20 protein-coding genes and 1 pseudogene are annotated in these 22,821 nt (G+C 69.4%); 13 read left to right on the forward strand and 8 right to left on the reverse strand.

Translation table 11 applies throughout. The features are described 5' to 3' along the window. Positions 1-171: 171 nt before the first annotated feature. Positions 172-1,071 carry an SIS domain-containing protein gene (locus OG272_RS45650; RefSeq protein WP_326573662.1) on the reverse strand — a complete coding sequence of 300 codons (900 nt, stop codon included), beginning with the start codon at positions 1,069-1,071 and terminating at the stop codon, positions 172-174. A 166-nt stretch (positions 1,072-1,237) separates the two neighbouring features. Here OG272_RS45650 and OG272_RS45655 point away from each other — a divergent pair, with 166 nt between their 5' ends. From OG272_RS45655 to OG272_RS45665, 3 genes are read left to right on the forward strand one after another with little or no spacing between them, the layout of a single operon-like run. Beyond that, the gene (locus tag OG272_RS45655; protein WP_327726278.1) at positions 1,238-2,491 is read left to right on the forward strand and encodes an extracellular solute-binding protein; all 1,254 of its coding nucleotides are present in this window, start codon (positions 1,238-1,240) and stop codon (positions 2,489-2,491) included. 4 nt (positions 2,492-2,495) lie between these two features. Then, positions 2,496-3,467: a sugar ABC transporter permease gene (locus OG272_RS45660; RefSeq protein WP_326573660.1), complete on the forward strand. Its 972-nt coding sequence runs from the start codon at positions 2,496-2,498 to the stop codon at positions 3,465-3,467. After that, positions 3,467-4,387 carry a carbohydrate ABC transporter permease gene (locus OG272_RS45665; protein ID WP_327726277.1) on the forward strand — a complete coding sequence of 307 codons (921 nt, stop codon included), beginning with the start codon at positions 3,467-3,469 and terminating at the stop codon, positions 4,385-4,387. Before OG272_RS45660 ends, OG272_RS45665 begins: the two co-directional genes overlap by 1 nt. A 155-nt stretch (positions 4,388-4,542) precedes the next feature. Here the strand turns inward: OG272_RS45665 and OG272_RS45670 are convergent, their stop codons facing one another. Then, a complete protein-coding gene (locus OG272_RS45670; RefSeq protein ID WP_326573658.1) occupies positions 4,543-5,331 on the reverse strand; it encodes a DeoR/GlpR family DNA-binding transcription regulator in 789 nt (262 codons plus the stop codon). Positions 5,332-5,585: 254 nt separating this feature from the next. On the opposite strand from OG272_RS45670, the gene OG272_RS45675 reads away from it, so the two are divergent. Beyond that, on the forward strand, positions 5,586-6,419 hold the full coding sequence (locus OG272_RS45675) for a class II fructose-bisphosphate aldolase (RefSeq protein ID WP_327726276.1): 834 nt from the start codon (positions 5,586-5,588) through the stop codon (positions 6,417-6,419). A gap of 60 nt (positions 6,420-6,479) precedes the next feature. On the opposite strand, the pseudogene OG272_RS45680 reads toward OG272_RS45675, so the two are convergent. The 3 genes and pseudogenes from OG272_RS45680 to OG272_RS45690 form a co-directional block, all read right to left on the reverse strand. Next, positions 6,480-6,697: pseudogene (locus OG272_RS45680) on the reverse strand (MFS transporter); the annotation flags it as partial. A gap of 148 nt (positions 6,698-6,845) precedes the next feature. Continuing rightward, positions 6,846-7,688 carry a phosphotransferase gene (locus tag OG272_RS45685; RefSeq protein ID WP_405895950.1) on the reverse strand — a complete coding sequence of 281 codons (843 nt, stop codon included), beginning with the start codon at positions 7,686-7,688 and terminating at the stop codon, positions 6,846-6,848. 174 nt (positions 7,689-7,862) lie between these two features. Then, a complete protein-coding gene (locus OG272_RS45690) occupies positions 7,863-8,384 on the reverse strand; it encodes a DUF4396 domain-containing protein (RefSeq protein WP_327726274.1) in 522 nt (173 codons plus the stop codon). A gap of 333 nt (positions 8,385-8,717) precedes the next feature. Here OG272_RS45690 and OG272_RS45695 point away from each other — a divergent pair, with 333 nt between their 5' ends. Beyond that, positions 8,718-9,164: a hypothetical protein gene (locus tag OG272_RS45695; protein ID WP_327726273.1), complete on the forward strand. Its 447-nt coding sequence runs from the start codon at positions 8,718-8,720 to the stop codon at positions 9,162-9,164. Positions 9,165-9,204: 40 nt separating this feature from the next. Here OG272_RS45695 and OG272_RS45700 read toward each other — a convergent pair whose 3' ends face one another. Beyond that, positions 9,205-10,197: a hypothetical protein gene (locus tag OG272_RS45700; RefSeq protein ID WP_328224620.1), complete on the reverse strand. Its 993-nt coding sequence runs from the start codon at positions 10,195-10,197 to the stop codon at positions 9,205-9,207. 274 nt (positions 10,198-10,471) lie between these two features. Between OG272_RS45700 and OG272_RS45705 the strand changes: the two genes are divergently transcribed. From OG272_RS45705 to OG272_RS45720, 4 genes are all read left to right on the forward strand, one after another. Then, positions 10,472-10,669: a hypothetical protein gene (locus OG272_RS45705; protein WP_327726272.1), complete on the forward strand. Its 198-nt coding sequence runs from the start codon at positions 10,472-10,474 to the stop codon at positions 10,667-10,669. 136 nt (positions 10,670-10,805) lie between these two features. Continuing rightward, complete coding sequence (locus OG272_RS45710) at positions 10,806-11,048, forward strand: DUF6411 family protein (RefSeq protein WP_326573651.1); 243 nt, start codon at positions 10,806-10,808, stop codon at positions 11,046-11,048. A gap of 136 nt (positions 11,049-11,184) precedes the next feature. Beyond that, complete coding sequence (gene ppk2 / locus OG272_RS45715; protein WP_326573650.1) at positions 11,185-12,141, forward strand: polyphosphate kinase 2; 957 nt, start codon at positions 11,185-11,187, stop codon at positions 12,139-12,141. 107 nt (positions 12,142-12,248) lie between these two features. Beyond that, a complete protein-coding gene (locus tag OG272_RS45720) occupies positions 12,249-13,214 on the forward strand; it encodes a YihY/virulence factor BrkB family protein (RefSeq protein ID WP_326573649.1) in 966 nt (321 codons plus the stop codon). 473 nt (positions 13,215-13,687) lie between these two features. Here OG272_RS45720 and OG272_RS45725 read toward each other — a convergent pair whose 3' ends face one another. Further along, a complete protein-coding gene (locus OG272_RS45725; RefSeq protein ID WP_326573648.1) occupies positions 13,688-14,710 on the reverse strand; it encodes a DNA-directed RNA polymerase subunit alpha in 1,023 nt (340 codons plus the stop codon). 1,221 nt (positions 14,711-15,931) lie between these two features. After that, positions 15,932-16,405 carry a hypothetical protein gene (locus OG272_RS45730; protein WP_326573647.1) on the reverse strand — a complete coding sequence of 158 codons (474 nt, stop codon included), beginning with the start codon at positions 16,403-16,405 and terminating at the stop codon, positions 15,932-15,934. 370 nt (positions 16,406-16,775) lie between these two features. Between OG272_RS45730 and denD the strand changes: the two genes are divergently transcribed. The 4 genes from denD (at position 16,776) to OG272_RS45750 (ending at position 22,707) form a co-directional block, all read left to right on the forward strand. Continuing rightward, positions 16,776-17,831: a D-erythronate dehydrogenase gene (denD, locus tag OG272_RS45735; RefSeq protein WP_327726271.1), complete on the forward strand. Its 1,056-nt coding sequence runs from the start codon at positions 16,776-16,778 to the stop codon at positions 17,829-17,831. 84 nt (positions 17,832-17,915) lie between these two features. After that, positions 17,916-18,542 (forward strand): class I SAM-dependent methyltransferase, encoded by a 627-nt coding sequence (locus OG272_RS45740; RefSeq protein WP_327732032.1) that lies wholly within the window; start codon positions 17,916-17,918, stop codon positions 18,540-18,542. A gap of 278 nt (positions 18,543-18,820) precedes the next feature. Beyond that, positions 18,821-19,471, forward strand: a complete 651-nt coding sequence (locus OG272_RS45745) for a hypothetical protein (RefSeq protein WP_326573645.1) — start codon at positions 18,821-18,823, stop codon at positions 19,469-19,471. Positions 19,472-19,725: 254 nt separating this feature from the next. Then, complete coding sequence (locus tag OG272_RS45750) at positions 19,726-22,707, forward strand: BTAD domain-containing putative transcriptional regulator (protein WP_405895951.1); 2,982 nt, start codon at positions 19,726-19,728, stop codon at positions 22,705-22,707. Positions 22,708-22,821 lie beyond the last annotated feature (114 nt).

Here is a 22,821-nt window from a genome sequence, read left to right on the forward strand (position 1 = left end):
CAGCGCCCTGCCTCGGGAGGCCGCCGACCCGGGGAAAACGGCTGTAAATTCCGTGTGAACCGCGCCCGATCCGGCCGTTTCCGTTCCGGTGCTCGGGTCCGGTGCTCGGGTCCGGTGGCCGGGTCCGGGGGCCGGCGGTGGCGGCCAAGGGCCGCCGGATCCGGGCAGGGGTCAGGTCAGGATCACCGAGCGGGTCAGATGGCGGGGGTTGTCCGGGTCGAGCCCGCGCTTCCCGCCGAGGGCCGCGGCCAACCGCTGCACCACGATGAGGTCGGCCACCGGGTCGCGCCCGAGGGCGACCAACTGGCCGCCGGTGCGCGCGATTTCCTCCGCCAGACCACCGGGAACGGCCGTCGGGTCGCCGAACCACCAGGCCACCCGGCCCGGTCCGGTGATGCTGATCGGCCCGTGCCGGTACTCCATGACGGGGTACGCCTCCGTCCAGGCGCCGGCCGCCTCGCGCATCTTCAGGGCCGCTTCCTGGGCGATCCCGTACGCCCAGCCGCGCCCGAGAAAGGTGAACTGCTCGGCGTCGAGGAGCTCTTCGGGCAGTGGTTCGACCAGCGCCGAGGCGGCCTGTGCCGCCAGATGGCCGAGGTCCTCACCGAGCAGCGCGCGCAGCAGCACCAGTTCGGTGGTGGCGAACCGGGTCTGCACCACCGACGTCTCGTCGGCGAAGTCGAGCACGACGGCCGCGTCGGCGACGTCCATGACCGGGGTTTTCGGGTCCGCGGTGACCGCGACGGTCGGCGTCCGCCCGCGCAGTCGGCCGAGCAGTTCCAGTACCTCCGACGTGGTGCCGGACCGGGTCAGCGCGACCACCCGGTCGTAGGCCCGGCCGGCCGGCATCTCGGAGGCCGCGAAGGCGTCCGTCTCCCCGTGGCCCGCGGATTCCCGGAGCAGCGCATAGGCATGGGCCATGAACCAGGAGGTTCCGCAGCCCACGACGGCGACCCGCTCGCCGGGCCGGGGCATGGCCGTGCACGAGGGGTCGTTCGGCCGCCCTGCCAGTTCGATGGCGCGGCGCCAGCACTCGGGCTGGGTGGCGATCTCGATCTCGGTCCGACTCATGAAGGGGCTCCCGTCTCGGTGCTCATGGGGGTCGCGGCGAAACCGAGTGGTCGCCGTCGGCCCTTGACATCATGCGAGATCTGTTGGGCATGATGGGTATTGATGCTTGATCTTAGCCACTTTCAAGCAGAAACAATCACTCGGTTGCAGTGAAGGTGGGTACCCCGTGAAACGGCACCTCGTAGGTAGCGCGGCAGGTGTGGCCCTCGCCCTGGTCCTCACCGGATGCGGCAAGGGAGGTTCGTCCGGTGGCGGCGACGCCGACGGAAGGACGATCAGATTCGTGGCCGCGAAGTACGACGACGACACCCAGCCCTACTGGGAGAACCTCATCAAGGACTTCGAGGCCGAGAACCCCGGCTACCAGGTCGAGTTGGAGGTCGTCGACTGGGAGCAGATCGACTCCAAGGTCAAGACGTACATCCAGACCGGGCAGCAGCCCGACGTCCTCAACTACAACAAGTTCTCCGACTTCGCGCGCGACGATCTGATCTACCGGGCCAAGGACGTCGTGTCGCCCAAGGTGCTCGCCGACTTCCTGCCGCTCTTCGCCGACCAGGCGCGGTACGAAGGCGTCCAGTACGGTCTGCCGTTCATCTCCAGCGCGCGGCTCTTCTTCTACAACAAGGACCTCTTCGACAAGGCCGGGATAGCCGAGCCGCCGTCCAGCTGGGCCGAGGTCGAGGACGCCGCCGAGAAGTTGAAGAAGGCCGGGGACATCCCGCTGGGCCTGCCGCTCGGTGCGGAGGAGGCCCAGGCCGAGTTCTCCATCTGGGCGATGAACAACGGCGGCGGCTGGACCGACGAGTCGGGACGGTGGGCCGTCGACCAGCGGGCCAACGTGGAGACGCTGGACTTCCTGCGGAAGCTCACCAAGGCCGGTCTGACCCAGCCCAACCCCGAGGCCACCAACCGCAAGGACGTCTTCAACCAGTTCGCCCAGGGGAAGATCGGCATGATCAACGGCGCCGTCTTCATGCGCAAGGGCTTCATCGACACCGTCGACAAGGAACTGGACTACGGCGTCGCGCCGCTGCCCAGCAAGGACGGTACGACGCACAACACGCTCGGTGTCCAGGACTACCTGGTGGCGTTCAAGAAGAAGGACGAGGGCAAGAACCGCGACGCCGTCAACAAGTTCCTCGACTTCTTCTACCAGAAGAAGAACGCCTCGAAGTTCCTGTCCACCGAGGGGTTCCTCTCGGTCACCAAGTCGGCCGGTGACGCGCTGAGTTCGGACTCCGCCTACTACAAACCGTTCGTCGAGGCGCTGTCGGGCGCGCGGTTCGCACCCACCGACAACCCGAACTGGGCGACCGTCGAGGGCGCCGTGAAGCAGCGCATCGGTACCGCCGTGTCGAGTGCGGAGCCCGAAGAGGTCCTCAGTGAAATCCAGAAGACCGCAGAGAACGACGGCTGACGGGGTGGCCGTACAGGACGTCACCGCACCCACCGCGGGGGAGAAGGAGGACCGGACCCCCGCGGCACCGGAACGCGGCTCCCGCCGCCCCCGGTCCGCACACCGTCTGCGGGCGCTGGAGCCGCTGCTGTGGGTCGGCCCCGCACTCGCACTGATCCTGGCCGTGGTCGTGTGGCCCGTCGTCGAGATGGTCCGCACCTCCCTGATGGACATCAGCTCCACCGGTCTGACCCAGGGCTTCGCGGGCGGCGCCAACTACACAGAGCTGTTCGCCGAGCCTGACCTGCCGGGCGTGGTAGTGCGCACCCTGATCTGGGTGGTGGGCGTGGTGACGGTCACCATCACCGTCTCCCTGGGCCTGGCGCAGTTGCTCAACGCCCGTTTCCCAGGGCGTCGGCTGGTCCGCTGGGCGCTGATCGTGCCCTGGGCGGCGTCGGTACTGATGACGGCGCTCACCTGGCGCTGGATGCTCAACAACTTCTACGGCGTCGTCAACCGCGTACTGATGGACGTCGGAATCCTGGACAAGCCGGTGAACTGGCTCGCCGATCCGGTCCAGGCATTCGCCTGGATGATGGCCGTGGCGGTCTTCGTCTCCCTGCCGTTCACCGCGTTCGTCATCCTCTCCGGACTGGGAACCATCCCGGCCGAGGTCTACGAGGCGGCCCGCCTCGACGGAGCGGGACCGGTCCGCACCTATCTCGGCATCACGCTGCCGCTGCTGCGCCCGTCCCTGCTGGTCGCCGCGATCATCAACGTCATCAATGTGTTCAATTCGTTCCCGGTCATCTGGGCGATGACCCGAGGCGGCCCCGGCTTCTCCACCGACACGACCACCACCTATATGTACAAACTCGCCTTCGACAACCAGGACGTCGGCGAGTCGGCCGCCCTGGCCGTGGTGAACTTCGCGCTGATCCTCCTGGTGGTGCTGGTGTACCTGCGCGTCGTCCGCCGCCGAGAGGAGACCGGCTGATGTCCGCCGTCACGGCTGAAACAGCGCCCACAGCCGAAACCGCGACCGGAACCGCGGCCAAGGGTGGTCGCACCATCGCCCGGAGGCGGCGTCCGCCCCGGCTGCGCACCGTACTGCTCGCCGCGGTGGGCTGGCTGGTCGCCCTGACGTTCCTCGCGCCGTACCTTCAGATGCTGCTCACGGCTCTGAAGCCGACGCCGGAACTGATGCGGTCACCGCCGTCCTATCTGCCGTCACGGTGGGAGTGGTCCCACTTCGCCGACGTCTGGTCGCTGAAGGATCCGCCCGTCAGCGACGCGCTCTGGTTCTCGCTGTACGTCGCCGGGATGTCCACACTCCTCGCACTGGCCGTGGGACTGCCCGCCGCGTACTACACCGCCCGCAACCGGTTCCGCGGGCGCGGCGCCTTCCTGCTGCTGGTGCTGGTCACCCAGATGTTCGCGCCGACCGCGCTGCTGGTGGGCATCTACCGGGAGATGGTCAGCCTCGATCTGACCGACACCGCGGAGGGGCTGATCCTGGTCAACGCGGCGTTCAACCTGCCGTTCTGCATCTGGATCCTCAACGCGTACTTCGCGAGCATCCCCAGGGAGCTGGAGGAGGCGGCGTACATGGACGGGGCGGGACGGCTGGGCGCGCTGGTCCGGGTCACCCTGCCGCTGGCGCTGCCGGGAGTGGTGACCGCGCTCGTCTACACGTTCATCGGAGCCTGGAACGAGTACGTCGTCGCGCTCACCATCACCTCGTCCGGCGACCGGACGACGCTGACCAAGGCCATCCCGGGCTTCGTCACGGCGTACCAGGAGCAGTGGCAGTATCTCTTCGCCACCTCGCTGATCGCGATCGTGCCGGTCGTCGTCCTGTTCGTCTTCGTGGAGCGCTATCTGATCAGCGGTCTGACGGCCGGCGGCATCAAGTGATCCGCCGGGCAGGCCCATGGGGCGGGGACGGGGGCGAAGGCGGGGGCAGGGTCGGGGCCAGGACTCCGACCCCGGTCGACCGGGCCTCTGCAGGGGCTCCGGCTCCGGCCTCGGCCGCACGCCCGTCGGCACCGGTCCGGCACGTGCGAAGACCTTCAGGCCCGGACGATCTCCACGCCCGCAGCGGCAAACGGCTCGGTCAGGTCGGGGCCCGCCGCCTTGTCGGTCACCAGCACATGGACGTCCTCCACCGGGCAGATCCGGGCGAAGGCCCGCCGACCCAGCTTGGAGGAGTCCGCCACCACGATCACCTGTTCGGCGCGGAGGGCCAACGCCCGGTTGATGCCGGCCTCGCCCTCGTCCTGGGCCGTGGCCCCGTGCCTGACATCGATCGCGTCGACGCCGATGAAGACCTGATCGAGCGTGATCTGTGCGAGCACTTCGGTGGCCAGCGGCCCGGTGAGTTCGTACGAAGCAGGGCGGGCCACACCTCCGGTGACGACGAGCTTCACATGGCGGCGTACGACCAGCTCGTTGGCGATGTTCAGCGCGTTGGTGACAACCGTCAGCGAGGGACCGGCGCCCTCTGTGCTCAGCTCGGGCCTGATGGCCAGCGCCCGGGCGACCGCTGTGGTGGTGGTGCCGCCGTTCAGACCCACCACGGCGCCCGCCTTCACCAGGCCCGCCGCCGCGTCGGCGATCCGCTCCTTCTCCGGAGCGTTGCGCGCGGCCTTGTAGCGGAGCGGCAGGTCGTACGCGATCGCGTTGATCACGGCGCCGCCATGCGTGCGGGTGACCATCTGCTGGCGCGCCAGCTCGTCCAGATCACGCCGGATCGTGGCGGCGGAGACCCGCAGTTCGTCCGCGGCGGCCTCGACCTCGATCCGCCCGTCGCGCGTCAGCAGCTCCAGCAACGCGCTCCATCTGGCCTGTGGTGCCGCCATGCGTCGTCCCCTGTTCGTGGTGTCCGGGCCCATGACCATCACGGGCCGAAGTCCGCATCCGAAGTCCGCATTCGAAGTCCGCATCTCCCGAGCCTGGATCTGTGAAGACCGGATCTCCGAAGAGCGGATGTGCCGCGCCCGGATGTGATGACTGATGCCTGTTTGAGCATGTTATCTCGCCAAAACAAGCGAATTCGTGCACGGCTGTCTCAGCGTGCACGGCTCTCCCTGCCGAGGAAAGGCCATAACCACCCATGCCCCTGATCTCCACCGCCGAACTCGTCCGCATGGCCCGCGCCGACGGCCGTGGCGTCGGCGCGTTCAATGTGATCACACTCGAGCACGCCGAGGCGATCGTCGCGGGCGCCGAGGCTGCCGGAGCACCGGTCGTCTGCCAGATCAGCGAGAACGCGGTCCGCTTCCACGGGGGCTCACTCGGCCCCCTCGCCTCCGCCACGGCCGCCGTGGCGGAGGCTGCCCGCGTCCCGGTCGGCCTGCATCTGGACCACGTGACCGACGAGGAACTGCTGCGCCGCGCCTGCGACTTCGGCTTCGGCTCGGCGATGTACGACGCCTCTGCGCTGCCGCACGAGGAGAATGTCGCCGCCACCCGCGCCGCGGCGGACTGGGCCCACGACCAGGGCCTGTGGCTGGAGGCCGAACTCGGCGCGATCGGTGGCAAGGACGGCGTACACGCCCCCGGCGTCCGCACCGATCCCGAGGAAGCGCGCGCTTTCGTGGCCGCCACCGGCGTCGACGCGCTCGCCGTCGCGGTCGGCAGCTCCCACGCGATGACGACCAGAACCGCAAGACTCGACCACGAACTCATCGCCCGGCTCGCGCACGCCGTCCCAGCCCCTCTGGTCCTGCACGGTTCGACCGGCGTACCCGACGACGAACTCCGCCGTGCGGCGAGGGGAGGCATGACGAAGATCAACGTCGGTACGGCGCTGAACATCGCCTTCACCGGAGCGATTCGCGACTTCATCACCGGGGACACGCACACCGTCGACCCGCGGGCCTACCTGGCGACCGCCCGCACCCGCATGGCCGAGGCGGTGGAGCACCTGCTGCGGGTCCTCGGCTGATGGTGGCTGCGGCGGTGTCGTGCGCGTGAGGCTGGATCTCGGCCTTCACAGCGGATGCTTGATGATCGCCGTGCCTGAGACAAGGCCGAGGTTCCGGCCGAGCCTCAGCTGAGCCAGGAAGAGCGCGGGGAGGGCGACGGAGGCACCGGGCGCGGTGGCGGCGAGGACGCCGACGACGAGGACGCCGACGACGAGGAGGGTGGTGCCGCGGAGGCGGCGGCGACTGTCATGCGGCCGTAGCGGTCGACGAGCCGGCCGGTGAGAGGCGAGGGCAGGTACTGCGGCGAGGCCCTTCGGTGCGGCCATGCAATCGGCCCTGGCCGGACAGCCGATGTCCTCTCAAGTCGGCCGAGCCCGACAGCTGCACCGCTTGGGATGCCGCACACGGCGCAGCGGGTCGGGTTCCAGCAGCCCCCTGTCTCCAGTTCAGCCCAGTCCGCAGCGGTCGAGTGCAGCACGAACCCGGTTGAGCCCCTCCACTCTCCAGTGGCCCCGGTCAGGCATCTGGTCGTCCCGGCGCCAGCGCCAGGCCGAGAACATCGCCCAGTTCAGGGCGCGGCACCGGTGGATCAGACCGTGGTCAGCCCCCGCATAGTGCTGGCCCACTTCTTCGTGCGCATGGGCGAGGTCGAACTCGATCGGCCCACGGCAGCACGTGGCGAGGTCTACGAAAAGCGGCCCTCTCCTCGTGTTCAGGAGGTTGCCCGGATGCGGTTCGCCGTGCAGCAGCTGGTCGCCGGCCTTGTCGGTGCTGATCGCGGCGCTCAGTCCACTGAGTGTGTCGCTGAGGAGTTCCCGGTCAGAATCGAGCAGCTCGGGGGACCGCTCCCGGTCGCTCACCTCTCTCAGCGCCACGGCGACGCGATCGGTGAAATGGGGTGCATCCAGATCGATCTGGCGCAGGGCGGCGTGGTGCCGCAGGAACACGTCCGCGTAGTCGACCGGCGTGATCTCTGGTCCCACCGGTTCGTAGTAGGTCCAGAGCGAGACGGCGAAGGCATCACGGACATGGACGCGGGGCGCGACCCGAGGCTCGAGCTCAGCCACCGGAGCGTCGACGTCGGCGAGACGGCGAGCAACCTCTACTTCGAACTCGAAATCAGCCAGATGCCCCGAAGGCGCGACCCGAGCCAGAACATCGCAAGGGACCAGGCGCAGCGCGACGCGGTCCGAGTCGTGGATGACGATCGCATCGTCGACCTGAAGGCCCAGCTCCGAAGCGATCGTCCGTCCTGCCTCAACTGCGCGGCGGAGTGCTACCGGCTCCATACCGTTCTCCCTCAGACCCGGACCCGGCGACAAGCATCGCAAACAGAACCTGCACAGGCCCCAGGATTTGTCCGGGCCCACCATGTGACTGGTCCGCCCGCCCGCCCGCCCGCCCGACTGGCCGTCGTCGCCTGGGCGTGGGGATGTCCGCGTGTGCTGTGGGCGGAAGGCGCGTCAGTGGTAGGCGTGGACGACGGCGTGTCCCTTTCCGCGGCCGATCATCCACTTGTTCACCGGGGTGGTGATCACGAATGCGACGGCGAAGCCTCCCAGGAGGGCCGACCAGAACAGCCCGTCGGACAGGTGGGCGTCCATGGCGCCGGGGACCAGGGCGATGATGCCGTTGTCGACGAGCTCCATCACGGCGATGGACACCGTGTCGGCGGCGAGGGCGACCTTGATCGCGGTCTTGAAGTCCAGGCCGGCCCTGCGGACCGCGAACAGCGTGAACGCGTAGCCGAACACGAAGGCGAGCGCGATGGCCAGGGCCATGGTCTCGACATTGCCCCAGACCAGCGCGGTGCCGATGACCATGCCGAGGATCTCGCCGATGGCGCAGCCGGTCAGGCAGTGCAGCGTCGCCTTCGCCGCCGTGGACCAGGATGCCCCTGGCGCGTGCGGTCCGTGGTGCCCGGCGTGATCCTGGTCGGCGGTGTGCGTGTGTGCAGTGCTGGTGTGGTGGGCGCTGTGATCCATGGCCGTCATCCCCATTCCCGTCCAGTGTGACCCGCCGCTTCGGGTTTCACAGCCCAACCATATACCCCCCTGGGGTATTCCGGAATGGTGTAAGGAGAGACAGGAGACGGCGGCAGGGGCCGCCGATGGGATGGGGGGCTCGCCCCAGCGGGTGCTGTGGTGAGGCGGGCCAGTCCGCACCTTTGCGCTGCGACGGCCCCGGTCGGCCCGCGTGTCGGCACGCTCGGGGTTGTTTTGCGGACAAGGTCGGCGAGCCCCCACATGCGGGACGCCCTTCTGCGGCACGCTTCGCGGGGTGTCGCCGATGTGCCATCGCACTGTTCAGGAGGTCGGATGAGCGAGCCAGAGCTGTCTGGGACCTATACCTACAGAAGTTTCCTCAACAGGCCGGAACCCGTGGAGGATTTCAACAAGCTCCGGTTCGCGGAGTTGGAGCTGAGGCTTTTCGTCGACCCGGAAGGGGCGATCAGCGGCGAGTTGGTCTTCCCGGGGTCACTGGGTGCCGAACCGCTGGCGATGGACATCGTCGGGAAGGTGTCGAAGGTGCCGGCAGCCTCGCCCGTGGCGTTCACCCTGACGGGCAAGGGCCGCACCGACACCCCCATCGCCGACTTCCACTACGAGTACGACGGCGGCGTCCTGCGCCACTGGGAGACGGGGATCAACCAGCGCATGACGCTCGCCGGGACCGTGCTGCGCGCGAAGGACCACGGGAGCGGTGCCAGCCTGGCCCGGGCGGGCCAGACGGCCAGTTTCCTCGCGGTGAAGCGGGACGCCTGACCTGACGCAACCGTCAGGTCAGGCTGACTGTCCAGAGTGCTCAGGCGTCGTCGGAGACGGGGAAGCGAGCGGGTTCGCCCACGCCTGCTCGCTTCAGATGCTCGACCGTCGTTTCCATGCCGCCGAGAATCGACTGCAGAGCGGCGGCCTCGCCGTTGCCCGGATGAGCCTGAACGACGAGCCCGGCCACGGGGTGACGGTGAGGGTCGTGTCCCACGGGGCCGCTCCACGGAGGGTCGAAACTCCACGGCACCGGCCCTGTCAGCTCCTTGGCCGCCATCCAGTCGTCGATCCGGGCGTCCACCCAGCCGTGAAGCTTCCAGAAGATGGGGTTCACGTGGGCGGAGTAGGTGTCGGCGAGCCAGTTGTAGCTCGCGTCGTCCCACCGAGGGTCGATGCTGAATTCGTCGCCGCCCGGCCGATATTCGGGCATCTGGGCGGACCAGCGCAGATGCATGGTGTTGTGGATACCGAACTCGATCCTGGCTCCGAGACGACCGAGGGTCATCTGACGCAGTTTCGCAGGGTCGGTGAACTCCGCTTCCCACGCACGAATCTGGTTGAACTTCTCCTGGGTCTTGGCGCTCCGGATGGCTTCGGCCGTTCCGGTGTCTCCCGGGATGTCGAACGGAGGTGGCACCGGGTACGCGGTGTCTTCCGGGGAAGGAACCGTCGGCCACCCCTCCACACGGGGGTACTGAGGATCGCCCAGTTCGGCGAGTATCTCGTTGACCGCAGCGATCATCTGCCGGTGCATGAACAGGAAGTCCTCGCCCGAGCCGTTGTTGAATTCGATGTCACGCTTCCCGGTAACAGGGTCCGGCGCCGTCAAGGACGGGCGTGGCGGCTCCCAGCCGTGGTGGTGGAAGACCTCCTGCTGCTCCGGCGTAAGAACCATCCAGTTGTCACGCGCGGTGTGCCACAGCATGTGGTGCAGGCGCATGGCGCGATCGGCCATGGAATCGATCACGGGCTTGGGGAAAGAGTTCATTTCTCGGACCCTCCTGGTGTCGGCGAGGAAAGTGAGCGGCACGCAGCCGCGGCAGGACTGCGGAGAGGCCGACCGATCAGGGGGCGAGTCGGCCCAAGCGTCCATTGCCAGTCAGAGGCGACGCGTTGTCCGCCGATGTGCCCATGAACGGGCCAGGCCATTGAGCATCACCGTCACCGCGGAACAAGTGCGCTGAGGACTCGGAGTATGGCCATGTGAGTCCATCCGCTCTCGATTCCACTGTGACGCAGAACATCCGCCCCCGCACCCGGGTGCCCAAGCGACTGGGCACGTGTGGCGCGCCGACAGTGTCCTGATGGTCCTCGACCGATGGCGGTTCGTGGGCCGCACCACCGTCGTTCGGGACTTTCAGGCCAACGAGGAGATCGCGGCCGTCCGTTGGTGGAGCCTTCGGGAGCTCCTCCCGGGACGTGTTCAGCCCCTGGACGCCTATCTGGCCGGTCTGACTCGCGAGTCGGACTCGGGCATCTCCCACCATCAACGGCGAGCTTGAAAGCGCAAAGCTCAACCCTTGAGCCACCCAGGGCGCCGGTCACATAGAGCGAACGTGACGGGGCACTCGGTCCTCTCGACCGATCAAGCGACCGATCAAGCGACCGATCAAGCCCGACTAGCAAGGGAGCCGACTCGTGATCATCGCCGTAGTTGTTGGAGTCTGTGTGGTCCTGGCCGTACTGGCCTTCTTCGTCCCGCGTCTCTCCCGGCACCCCGAACGCGGCACGCAGCGCTCGCTCGGTGCCGGTGCGCGGGCCGGCGGCAAGGCGCCCGGTGTCCTGGGCAGGCTTTTCAGCAAGCCGTTCCGGACGAGTTCCCGCGCCGTGGGCCGCAGCGGCTCGGCCGGTCGTCGCACCCGTGGCCGTATGCCCCTCTGACCTCGGCGAGGCCATGCCGACCGGCGTGTCTGCCCGGGGCAATGAGGTCTCCGCGGTGGGCGCCGGATGCTGTCCTGGACAGTCGAGGGCGCGCACACCGATTACTGAGTTCACGGGACGGTACGGGAGTGGTGTGATGAACGCTGAACAGGCCGACGGACTGCTGGACGGACTGACCGTGGACACCAGCCGGCAGGAGCGGCCGATCCTCCTGGACGGGACAGGCCGCCCCCTCGATACCTGGCGCGAGAACCATCCGTACGACCAGAAGGTCGGCCGCGAGGAGTACGAGCGGCTCAAGCGTGTTCTGCAGATCGAGCTGCTCAAGCTCCAGCGGTGGGTCAAGGACACGGGCGCACGTGTGGTCGTGGTGTGTGAAGGGCGCGACGCGGCGGGCAAGGGCGGCACGATCCAACGCCTCACCGAGCGGCTCAACCCCCGCGGCGCACGAGTGGTGGCCCTGGACAAGCCCACCGAGCGCGAGGCCGGTGAGTGGTACTTCCAGCGGTACATCGCACACCTGCCGACGGCGGGGGAGATCGTCTTCTTCGACCGTTCCTGGTACAATCGGGCCGGCGTGGAGCGCGTGATGGGCTACTGCTCGAAGGACCAGTACGAGCTGTTCCTCGAGCAGTGCCCGGCCTACGAGCGGATGCTCGTCGACGACGGCATTCTGCTGGTCAAGTTCTGGTTCTCCGTGTCCCGCGCCGAACAGCGCACCCGTTTCGCCATCCGGCAGGTCGACCCGGTGCGCCAGTGGAAACTCTCTCCCACCGACCTGGCCTCGCTGGACCGGTGGGACGACTACACCGAGGCCAAGGTCGACATGTTCCGCGCCACCGACACCGAGAGCGCGCCCTGGACCGTCGTCAAGAGCAACGACAAGCGTCGCGCCCGGCTGGAAACCATGCGCAGTCTGTTGTGGCGTATGGACTACACCAGCAAGGATCCCGAGGCGGTCGGTACCCCCGACCCGCTCGTCGTCGGCGCCGCCAACACCCTCCTGGAGCCCGGCGAGGAGGACACCACTCTCTCGCCCACTCCTCTGTCCCACGGCACCAGCGGGCCCGGCAGCCACCCTGAATCCACCTGACGACCGACCGCCGCAGTCGTCCGCAGTCGTTCGGCTGTACGGTTCTCCCGGCGGCAAAGATCGCGTTCCTCATCTGGCCGTACGAACGACACGAGGAGACGTTCTCGATGGGGACCGTTGTGCACGTCCCGCAGACGCGGGACATGATCGGGGACGAGCTCTCCGGAGACGAGGCGCTCACCGCGCTGAGGCACTACGGCGGCCGCCGTCTTCTCTTCGACGCGTTCGCCCGGTTCCGCTACGCCGACGGCTTCACCAACTCCCGTTCGCTCGCCTTCCAAGTGGTCCTGGGCCTGGTGCCGTTCACCATCGCGCTGGTCGGCGTCGCCACCACCGTGCACACGGAGAGCGTGGGGCGGATCATCGAACTCACCCTGGGCCAGATCGTGCCCGGCGCCAGTGCGAGTCTGGTCGAGGACGCGCTGGACGCCACCGCGCGCAGCGCCGGTACCGGAGTCTGGAACGCGGTCGCCATGTGGGTGGGACTGGCCTTCGCCGTACTCAACCTCGCCTCGGCGATGGGGCAGGTCGAGCGAGGAGCCAACCGCATCTACGGCATCGAACGCGACCGGCCGTTCCTGAGCAAGTACGGGCGGTCCCTGCTCCTCGCCCTCGCGGCGGGCACGCCGATGGTCCTGGGGTTCCTGGTGCTCGTCGCGGGGGACGCAGTCGGCAACGCGGTGGTGGAGGCCCTCGGCTGGCCCCGGGAGCTGCTCGACTGGTGGGGGCCCCTCGAAGTGCCCCTGGGCGTGGTCCTCGCTTGGGTCGCGTCGGCGGTGATCTTCCGCTGGGCTCCGCGCAGGGACCAGCCGGGCTACACATGGCTCGCGTTCGGCTCGGCGGTCCACCTGGTCCTGTGGATCACGGCCACGTGGCTGCTGGCGCTCTACGTCGCCAAGAGCGGATCGTTCGGCGCCGTGTACGGACCGCTGACGGCGTTCGTCGCTCTGCTGCTGTGGGCCAACCTGACCGGTGTGGCGCTGTTCCTGGGCATCGCGTTCGCCGCTCAGCTCGAAGCGGCCCGGGCCGGGATCACCGAGGCCGTACAGCCGGATCCGGGACCGGGGCCGTGACCCCGGGCCCATGAAGGCTGTCGTGGAAGATCTGTCGTGGGCCGAGGTAACCGACGTGGGGCCGAGGTAGACCGACGTGGCGCCGAGGTAGACCGACGTTGCGCGTGTCTCCGTGTGACGGGCGGGGTGCGCCCACACAGCGATGGCGGGACGGCGGTCGACGGGTAGCCGGCGGGGGCCGCGCTCGCAAGCACAGCCCCCGCGTGGCGTCACCCCAAGAGGGAGCGCTCGTTCCCGCTCGGCCGGGATGCGCATCAGCGCATCCCGGTCACCTGTTCCGGTCCGCATCGATCGTCGCGGACTCGTCTTGCGGACGTGGCGCGCGGGCAGTGGACACGGTCCTCGCCATCCGCGGCAGCCCGGGGCCACCGAGCAGCCGCCCGAGGCCACCGAGCAGCTGTCGTTCCGGTGACCGGGCCCGCACGCGCCGTCATCGAGCGGGACACGGCCCGGTTGACCGGGTGAGCCCGTGTTCAGTACTGCTCGGTCTCCACGAAGCCCGTGTCCGCGACACTGCCCGCACCAAAGGAGTCGGCGGCGGCGGTGGGGTCGAATCCGGGCGGGCTGTCCTTCAGGGCCAGGCCCATGCCGGCCAGCTTCGCCTTGACCTCGTCGATCGACTTCGCACCGAAGTTACGGATGTCGAGCAGGTCGGCCTCGGAACGCGCCACGAGCTCACCCACGGCGTGGACGCCTTCACGCTTGAGGCAGTTGTACGACCGGACGGTGAGGTCGAGCTCCTCGATGGGCAGGACCAGATCGGCGGCGAGGGCGGTGTCCGTCGGGGACGGACCCATGTCGATGCCCTCGGCGTCGATGTTGAGCTCGCGGGCGAGACCGAACAGCTCGACCAGGGTCTTACCGGCGGAGGCCATGGCGTCACGGGGACGCATCGCCTGCTTGGTCTCGACGTCGACGATCAGCTTGTCGAAGTCGGTGCGCTGCTCGACACGCGTGGCTTCGACCTTGTAGGTGACCTTGAGAACCGGCGAGTAGATCGAGTCGACCGGGATGCGCCCGATCTCCTGACCGACCTGCTTGTTCTGCACGGCGGAGACGTAACCGCGGCCGCGCTCGACCGTCAGCTCCATCTCCAGCTTGCCCTTGCCGTTGAGCGTGGCGAGGACGAGGTCGGGGTTGTGCACCTCGACACCGGCCGGGGGCGCGATGTCGGCGGCGGTGACCAGACCCGGGCCCTGCTTGCGCAGGTACATCACGACCGGCTCGTCGTGCTCCGAGGAGACGACCAGCTGCTTGATGTTGAGGATCAGGTCAGTGACGTCCTCCTTGACGCCCGGCACGGTGGTGAACTCGTGCAGGACACCGTCGATACGGATGGACGTGACCGCCGCACCCGGGATCGAGGAGAGGAGGGTACGGCGAAGGGAGTTGCCGAGGGTGTAACCGAAGCCCGGCTCCAGCGGCTCGATCACGAACCGGGAGCGGAACTCGTCGACGACCTCTTCGGTCAGGGACGGACGCTGAGCAATCAGCACGAGGTGTTGCCTCCAGTGGTTTGGCGCCCGCTAGGTGACGCCATGGACACTACGAAGGGTACGGGCCGTACGGCATCCGAAGAGGCCGAGCCACCCGACTCCGACCCGGCGAGGAGACTTTGGTCCTGCGTCCGCCCCCAGCCCCCGGACGGTTTCGGCTCTGCTCGCGCCCGGCTTCTCGGGCCCGCGGGACGGTCGGACAGACACGCGCGGCCCGGACCGGGAACAGTCTGCAGGGGGCGTGCTCCGCTCACAGCTCTGAGCTCAGCCGTTGCGGCCGCCCCGGCTCGGAACCCCGTCGCCTCAGTCGCTGTGCTGGTCGGCGAAGACGGCCTCGAACGTTCAGCACCCCCGGACACCAGCCAACTTCCGCCGCGGGCAGGCGAGGTCGTCCTCCGCGTGGACACCCACCGGGATGTCCACGCCGCCGCCGTGCTCTCCCCGCCGGGGACGATGCTCGGCTCGGAACCTCTTCCTCCACTTCGGCCGGCTGTCGCGAACTGCTCCCGCCGGGCCGGGCGGTCGGACACGGCGCGCCGGGCCGGTGCGGAGGTGGCGGCGGCTACCGGAGCAGCAGCCCTGTCCCGGGATCCGCAGACTCCGCAGACCGAGGTGTTGGACGTGAAGCCGCCCGATCGGGTGGCCCGTCGGCGGCTCCGCGCCCGGGCCTAGTCCGGCGACGGTCCAGCGCAGATCGCCCGCAGGCCCTCAAGAGTGCCTTCACGGCGAGGCTCCACACTGGTGGTCCCGTCGGCCGTTGATCCACATCCAGAGCGGGTAGACGGATCGGCATGGCAGCGAAGGCGTAGCCCTCGGAGGCCGGGCAGGGCGGCTCCGGGGCGGCGCCCGCGCTCGTGCCAGGTGTGTCCGGCGGCCTTCTCGATGACCGTACCGAGCAGGATGTAGCCGATGTTCGAATAGCCCCAGCCCCAGCCCCAGCCCCAGCCCCAGCCCCAGCCCTTGCCGGGCTGGAAGTCCGTGCTGACGACGTTCGACCTGGACGGGCGATGCTCGCGCCGACGGTCACGCGGCGGTGGATCCGGGCGTACTCCGACCTGCCGCTGCCGCTGCTGGTATGCGGCCCTGCCCGTCGCCCGTCGCCCGTCGCCCGTCGCCGGTCGTCGGGACGCCCGGCGGGCCGGCCGGTGTGCGCGGGGCCGGGTGCTGAACGGGGCGATGGCTACGACGGCCAGTGCGTGCCGCGAAGCCCGTCGGCAGCTCTCAACTACCGGCAGGGGCGGTGACGGTAGACCGAAGGTGGGGGCAGGTGCCCTGCTCGGCAGCCTTGGGGATGCGCATCCGGTGCAGCAGATCGCGAGTGAGACGAGATTCGAGTGTGGTGCGCCAGGTGACACCCGGATACTGGGAGCGCAGATGACACAGCGCCCTCGTGCCCAACCCGCAGTCGCGGAACGGTTCGTCCAGTACGACATCGGTGATCACACCCTCGGCGCACTCATCGCACGCTCGATAGGTCACTCGCCCGATCACCTTGCGGATATGCACCAGCAGCAGGCACTCCTCATCCGCACCCTCCAGCGCGGACGTCGGCAGCAACTCGACGCCGCGGTAGGCCAGAAGCCTGCGATGCCACCGGCCCCCTCGTCGTCCGGAGCGCCGATGCCTTCCCTTGGCCCGCCGCTGTAACGAGCCTTCCCGTACCGGTCGGCCGTGCGCGTTGGTCATGGCGTACATCTGGTGATTTCCCTGCATCCCTCGCGCCTGCCCTCGATCGCCGGGCCTCATGTCACGACGCCATGACCGAGCACGACGACGCGGTCGGTCGCCGAGGTGGCCGGGTCCGAAAGGGCACCCTCTTCCGCCGCTACGGAGAGCAGGCCCGGCGACGTCGCCTTCGCGGAGGGCGTCGAAGAACCGCGACGCCGGTTCCTCCAGCTCATCGCGGTCCTCTTCGCAGCGGGGCCGGTCTGCGGCCACAGGCGAGGCCGCCCCAGCCTCGGCAACCCGACCTCCCGGACTCGGCAGGGGGAGAACCGTCCGCCGATTCCCGGAGGCGTCCGTGGGCATGCTGCACTCCCGGCTCCGCATACCGAGGAGGCACCGCATGAGGATCGTCATCACGGGTGGCTTCGGCTTCCTGGGACGACAGGTCACGAGCTCACTGCTCGAGACGCGGACGTTTGGTGGGGCGCCGATCGATCGCCTGGTGCTCGCCGACCGGATCGTGCCGTCCGGGGCGCAGTCTGCCTCCGACCCGCTTGTGGAGATCGTGCGGGGCGGCCTGACCGACCGACTCGACGAGGTCTTCGCGGAGCCGGTGGACGTGCTGATCCACCTCGCCGCCGCCGTCTCGGCCGAGTGCGAAGCCGACTTCGACCTCGGCATGGGCGCCAACCTGGACACCACCCGCGCGCTCCTCGAAGCCGCCCGAGCGCAGTCGGCCGTCGGCGGGCGGACGCCGCGCATGGTGTTCTCCAGCAGCGTGGCGGTCTACGGTTCCGACCCGGCGCTCCCGCTCCCTCCTGTCGTCAGCGAGTCGACCCTGCCCACGCCACGATCCAGCTACGGAATCCAGAAACTCGTCTGCGAGCAGCTGATCGCGGACTACACCCGGCGCGGTTTCGTCGACGGACGTGTCGCCCGCCTGATGACCGTGTCGGTGCGGCCCGGCAAGCCGAACGCGGCCGCCTCCGGCTTCCTGTCCGGCATCATCCGCGAGCCCCTCGCAGGCCACCCCGCGATCTGCCCCGTACGTCCCGACCTGCGGGTGGCCCTGGCCTCGCCGCGCCGCACCGTCGAGGCGATCCTCCGCATCGCGGAAGTAGAGCGCGGGACGGAAAGGGGGCGGCTCCACGGCGGACTGCCAGTCAACCTGCCGGCACTCACCGTCTCGGTCGCCGAGATGCTGGCCACGCTGCGGCAGGTGGCCGGCGACGCCGTCGCCGACCTGGTGACGATCAACCCCGACCCCGCCATCGAGGCCCTCGTGGGCTCGTGGCCCGCCGTCTTCGACGACACGCGCGCCGCCGCGCTCGGGCTGGCACCCGACCCGAGCTTCGCATCAGTGGTACGGGACTACCTCACCGACCACGCCGACGCGGTCCTGGCCAAGCCCACGCTCGCGACGGGACAGCCGGACCATGATCTACGGACGAACTAGACCTTCCTTCCGGACCTACGATAGGAAACGCGCGACGGCGCCGCCCTCGCCCCCACACCGGGCCAACCGGAAGGTATGCAGGACATGACAAGGCAACGCGACCGCTGGGCGGAACTGACAGGCGGACAGGCCGGTGAGGAGTACGCCCGACGGTTCGCGAAACTCGCTGAATCAGGCCACGACATCCATGGCGAGGCCGCCTTCTGCGCCGCATTGCTCAACCCTGGCGCCCGCATACTCGATGCCGGCTGCGGCACCGGGCGGATCGCGATCCGGCTCGCCGAGCTGGGCCACCACTGCACGGGCGTGGACATCGACCCTTCCATGCTCGCCGTCGCCCGTCGCAACGCCCCCACGCTGGCATGGCTCCAAGGCGACCTTGTCCGCCTGGACAGTCTCACTCTGGAACCCGGCTTCGACCTGGTGCTCGCCGCCGGAAACGTCATCCCCTTGCTGGCACCCGGCACCGAACCGGCAGTCGTCCGGCACCTGGCCGCCGTACTGCGTCCTGGCGGCCTGCTGATCACCGGCATGGGACTGGACGCGGAACACCTGCCGTTGCCGGAACCGACGGTGACGCTGACGGAATTCGACAGCTGGTGCACGCAGGTCGGACTAACCCTGCGGCAGCGCTTCGCCACTTGGGACGGCGAGCCCTACTGTGAGGGCGGCGGCTATGCCGTCAGTGTGCACTCTCGCCCCGTCGATTGAGGTCGAGGCGACCGTGCGGTTCGCCCCCCCCGGATGCCGGCGGGGCGGGCGGATCCGGGGGCGAGCGGTGGGACGGTGTAGTGCGGGGCTTCTGCCGGCCGGCGAGGAAGTAGAGGGTGCCCGCGCCACCGTGGGGACAGTCCACGTGCTTGATGTCGTCCGTGTCGCCGCCCGACACCGACGTGGGCCTCTCGGCCATGACGTCGACAGGGCCAGACGATCGGCGGGCCGTCCGGGCAGGCCGGACCCGTGTCCTCAGCCGAGGAGGCAGGGTGTCGATGCGTCTACATCCAGGCGAGACCGAAGCCGCTGGCTGGCGGGTGGTGCCCCTGCTCGACGCCGTCCGGCAGCTGCGCGATGCATCACCCCACGTCACCGGACGTCCGCGAGTGATCGCCATCGACGGCCGGGGCGGCGCCGGCAAGACGACCCTGGCCGATCGACTACGCAAGGCCGTGCCCGACTCCGCCACCGTGCACACCGACGACATCGCCTGGAACCACGCCTGTTTCGACTGGGGCGCCGTCGTCGTCGAGAGCATCCTGCAACCTCTCCACCGGGGCGAGGCGGTGGACTTCCGTCCTGGCCCCTGGATCACCCACGACCGACCCGGATCGATCACCATCCCCGCCGGCGCCGACTTCGTCTGGGTCGAGGGCACCGGCATCATCCGCGAAGAGCTTGCCCCGTGGTTGGACGCCTCGGTGTGGATGCAGGGCGACCTCGATGAGCAAGAACGCTTGTTGGCCGTCCGCGACGGTGACTCCCGCGAGCAACTGGAGCACATGGCGAACTGGCTGCGGGAGGAACTGCCGTTCATGGTGCGAGAACGGCCGTGGGCCCGAGCCACGATGATCGTCGCCGGCCCTCCGCGGATCGACCACGACCCCCACACCGAATTGGTTGTCGCCCCGCCGACCGAGCCATGAGGCAGGCAGGCCCACCCGGAGAACGAGGGCGAGCGGTTCGAGCGGAATCCGGCGGCTGGTACGACCGCTCCGGAGCGGGCCCGCCCTGACGGCTACGCCCCCGTGGGGGGCACCGAACTCCTGTGGTGAACCCGCCTCCGGGCTCTCGGCTCGACAGCAGCAGACCTCGGCCGTCACGGTCGGGGCTTCGCGCACTCAGTGCAGGAACTACTCAGTGTGGCGTGTCGGTTACTGTAAGTTCTAGCATTGTCTGAATGGATACGCTGTACGAGTTCGGGATCCTCGGTCCGCTTGCCATCACCCGCGACGGCCAGCGCGTGAGCGTTGGCTCTGCTCAACTGCGCACGCTGCTGGCGGCACTGCTCGTCGACGCCGGTCACGTCGTCTCGGTGGACGCTCTGGTAGGCCGGTTGTGGGGAGAACATCCGCCGCGCGGGGCGCGGAACGCTGTGCAGAACTACGTCCTGCGGCTGCGCCGGGCTCTCGGGCCGGAAGTCGTGCGGACGGAGCGCCGTGGCTATGCGCTGGACGCGAGGGCCAAGGACCACCTGGACGCGCGTCGGTTCTCCGCGCTCGTCAGGGAGGGCGGGGTCGCGCTCGCCGAGGACCGGCCCGATCAGGCGGTGGCGCTGCTCGGCGATGCACTCGGGCTGTGGCGGGGTGAGCCCTTGGCCGACCTGGCGCCGGAGCGGTTCCCGGACGTCGTCCCCGCCCTGTGTGAACAGCGGCTTGCCGCACAGGAGTTGTGGATCGACGCCTCGATCCGGTGCCGACGGCACGAAGAAGCGCTCCCGGAGCTGCGCCGACTGATCGCCCTGCACCCGTTGCGTGAACGCTTCTGGGCCCAGCGGATGTTGGCGCTCTACCAGTGCGGCCGACAGTGCGAGGCCCTGGAGTGCTTCCGTGAGATCAGCGGGTTGCTCGCCGAGGAACTGGGCGTCGATCCGGGCACCGAGCTTCAGACCCTGCACCAGCGGATGCTCACGGCCGCGCCGGACCTCGCCCCGGCCCCGCCCCGGACACCCGGCCCGGGGCGGGGCGGGCGCGGAAACCTGCCCGCGGAGACCACCTCCTTCATCGGCCGGGAGAGAGAAATGGCCGAGACACAGCTGCTGCTGGGGCTGTCCCGGCTGGTCACGCTGACCGGCGTGGGCGGAGTCGGCAAGACACGGCTCGCGCTGCGTGCCGCACGGCGGTCCGCGGCGGCCTTCCCCGACGGGGTGTGGCTCGTGGACCTCGCGGCGCTCACCGACCCGGCGCTGCTGGAACGGGCGGTCGCCGAGGCGCTGGGGCTGCGCGACCAGTCCACGCAGGCCGCGTCCGACGCGGTCGTCGGCCACCTGAGCGAGCGGCACCTGCTGCTTGTGCTGGACAACTGCGAGCACATGGTGGACGCCGTGGCCCTGCTGGTGCTGCGGTTGTTGCGGGCCGCACCGGAGCTACGGGTCCTCGCCACCAGCCGCGAGCGGCTCGGTGTACCGGGCGAACACCTGCTGCTGGTTCCCTGTCTGACGCTCCAGGACGGACCGGACGGCACGCCGTGCGAGGCGGTACGCCTCCTCGTCGACCGGGCGGCGGCCTGCGCGGCCACGCTGTCGACGGGCGACCGGCACGGCGCGTCCGCCGCCGAGCTGTGCCGACGCCTCGACGGCATCCCGCTGGCCATTGAACTGGCCGCCGTGCGACTGAGTTCACTGACCGTGGAGGAGGTCCTGGAACGCCTGGAGGACCGCTTCCGCCTCCTGTCCAACTCCCGCTCGGCGGCGGTGCTCGCCTACGGGCCGGAACCGGCATCGGCGCCCCCGGCCAGCCGTTACCTGCACACTCTGCGGGGCGTCATGGACTGGAGCCACAGTCTGTGCACCCCTGAGGAGCGACTGTTGTGGGCCCGGTTGTCGGTCTTCGTCGGCTGCTTCGACCTCCGGGCCGCCGAAGCCGTGTGCGCGGGCGAGGGCATCGCACGGGAAGACGTGCTGGACCTGGTCGACGGTCTCGTCCACAAGTCCGTGGTGACCGTCGAGCCCGTCGCACCGGTCGGCCGGCGCCGCAGTACCACCCGCTACCGGCTGCTGGAGACCGTCCGTCAGTACGGTATGGACCGCCTGCGGGCGGAAGGGAACGAGACAGGGCTGCTCGTCAGGCACAGCGACTACTACCGGGCCCTCGCCGGCCGTGCCGCCGCCGAATGGTGCGGGCCCGACGAGGTCGGCTGGCTGGAGCGGCTGCGCCGGGAACTGCCGAACCTCCGCTCCGCGCTCGGCTTCTGCCGCGTCCACCCCGGCCGGGCGCTGACCGGCGCAGCCATCGCCGTCGACCTGATGCGGACCCGCTGCTGGTTCTTCGGCAGCACTCTCGGCGAGGCCCGCCACTGGCTCGAGAGCCTGTCCGTGCTGCTCGACCCCGCCCTCGGCGAGCCGACCGTACTGACGGCGACCATGAAGGCGTTCATCGCGATCCTCCAGGGAGACCGGGCCGCAGCCGGGGTCTTCCTGGAGGAGTGCCGCGCGGCTCCCGTGTCCGCGAAAACCGCGCCCGCCCTCTACATCGAGGGCGTGTACGCGCTGTTGGTGCTCGGCGACCCGGTCTGCGTCGCCCAACTCTCGCATGCCCGCGAGGAGTTCATCGCGGCAGGCCAGAGCGGTGACGCGCACATGGCGACGATGTTCTGGGCCATGGCCGCGGTCTTCCTCGGCAACCACGCCGACGCCCGCTTCGCGTGCGACACGTACGTCGCCGAGGCCGAGGCGGCCGGCGCCGAGTGGGCACACACCTGGGCCCAGTGGTGCACGGCTCTCGCCGAACTGCTGCACGGAGAGCCGTCCCGCGGGCTACCGCCCCTGTGCGACGCGCTCGTACGACAGCGCGCCATCGATGACAACTGGGGGCCCGCGTGGAGTCTGGAGACCCTCGCATGGACGCTCGGCGCCCTCGGGCACCACGGTCAGGCGGCCGTCGTCCTGGGCGCGGCACACCGCCACCGCCAGGTGACGGGGGCCACGATCACCGGGCTCCGTCCCTTCGCCACCCTCCATGCCCGTACCCAGGGCCTCGTGCGCAAGCACATGGCGGCCGAGGCCTACTCCGAGGCGTGGGAACGAGGCGCAACGGCCGAGGACAGCATCGCCACGGCACTCGGGATCGCGCAGGAGATCGACCGGCAGACGGTCACGGCAACGCCTCCCCAGCGGCTTGCGGACGACCAGCGTGACCAGCGGGCCGAAGTGACCAAGGTGTGACCGGGATGACAGCGCAGGCCGGAAGGGTGGATTGCGAGCCACCGAAGGCGAACCGCCGATGGCACGACGCGCAGTGTCCATGGCTGTGGCGTCGCAGCCGCCGGCGGCCCACTC

Origin of the sequence: Streptomyces sp. NBC_00104 (assembly GCF_045160825.1) — a bacterium.
Lineage (GTDB): Bacteria > Actinomycetota > Actinomycetes > Streptomycetales > Streptomycetaceae > Streptomyces.

Coding starts and splice junctions, on each gene's coding strand:
- OG272_RS45695 (WP_327726273.1), top strand. CDS start 8,718: ATGAGCGAGCCAGAGCTGTCTGGGACCTATACCTACAGAAGTTTCCTC.
- OG272_RS45665 (WP_327726277.1), top strand. CDS start 3,467: ATGTCCGCCGTCACGGCTGAAACAGCGCCCACAGCCGAAACCGCGACC.
- OG272_RS45730 (WP_326573647.1), bottom strand. CDS start 16,405: ATGTACGCCATGACCAACGCGCACGGCCGACCGGTACGGGAAGGCTCG.
- OG272_RS45650 (WP_326573662.1), bottom strand. CDS start 1,071: ATGAGTCGGACCGAGATCGAGATCGCCACCCAGCCCGAGTGCTGGCGC.
- OG272_RS45675 (WP_327726276.1), top strand. CDS start 5,586: ATGCCCCTGATCTCCACCGCCGAACTCGTCCGCATGGCCCGCGCCGAC.
- OG272_RS45685 (WP_405895950.1), bottom strand. CDS start 7,688: ATGGAGCCGGTAGCACTCCGCCGCGCAGTTGAGGCAGGACGGACGATC.
- OG272_RS45720 (WP_326573649.1), top strand. CDS start 12,249: ATGGGGACCGTTGTGCACGTCCCGCAGACGCGGGACATGATCGGGGAC.
- OG272_RS45750 (WP_405895951.1), top strand. CDS start 19,726: ATGGATACGCTGTACGAGTTCGGGATCCTCGGTCCGCTTGCCATCACC.
- ppk2 (WP_326573650.1), top strand. CDS start 11,185: ATGAACGCTGAACAGGCCGACGGACTGCTGGACGGACTGACCGTGGAC.
- OG272_RS45745 (WP_326573645.1), top strand. CDS start 18,821: ATGCGTCTACATCCAGGCGAGACCGAAGCCGCTGGCTGGCGGGTGGTG.
- OG272_RS45690 (WP_327726274.1), bottom strand. CDS start 8,384: ATGGATCACAGCGCCCACCACACCAGCACTGCACACACGCACACCGCC.
- OG272_RS45705 (WP_327726272.1), top strand. CDS start 10,472: ATGGTCCTCGACCGATGGCGGTTCGTGGGCCGCACCACCGTCGTTCGG.
- denD (WP_327726271.1), top strand. CDS start 16,776: ATGAGGATCGTCATCACGGGTGGCTTCGGCTTCCTGGGACGACAGGTC.
- OG272_RS45740 (WP_327732032.1), top strand. CDS start 17,916: ATGACAAGGCAACGCGACCGCTGGGCGGAACTGACAGGCGGACAGGCC.
- OG272_RS45670 (WP_326573658.1), bottom strand. CDS start 5,331: ATGGCGGCACCACAGGCCAGATGGAGCGCGTTGCTGGAGCTGCTGACG.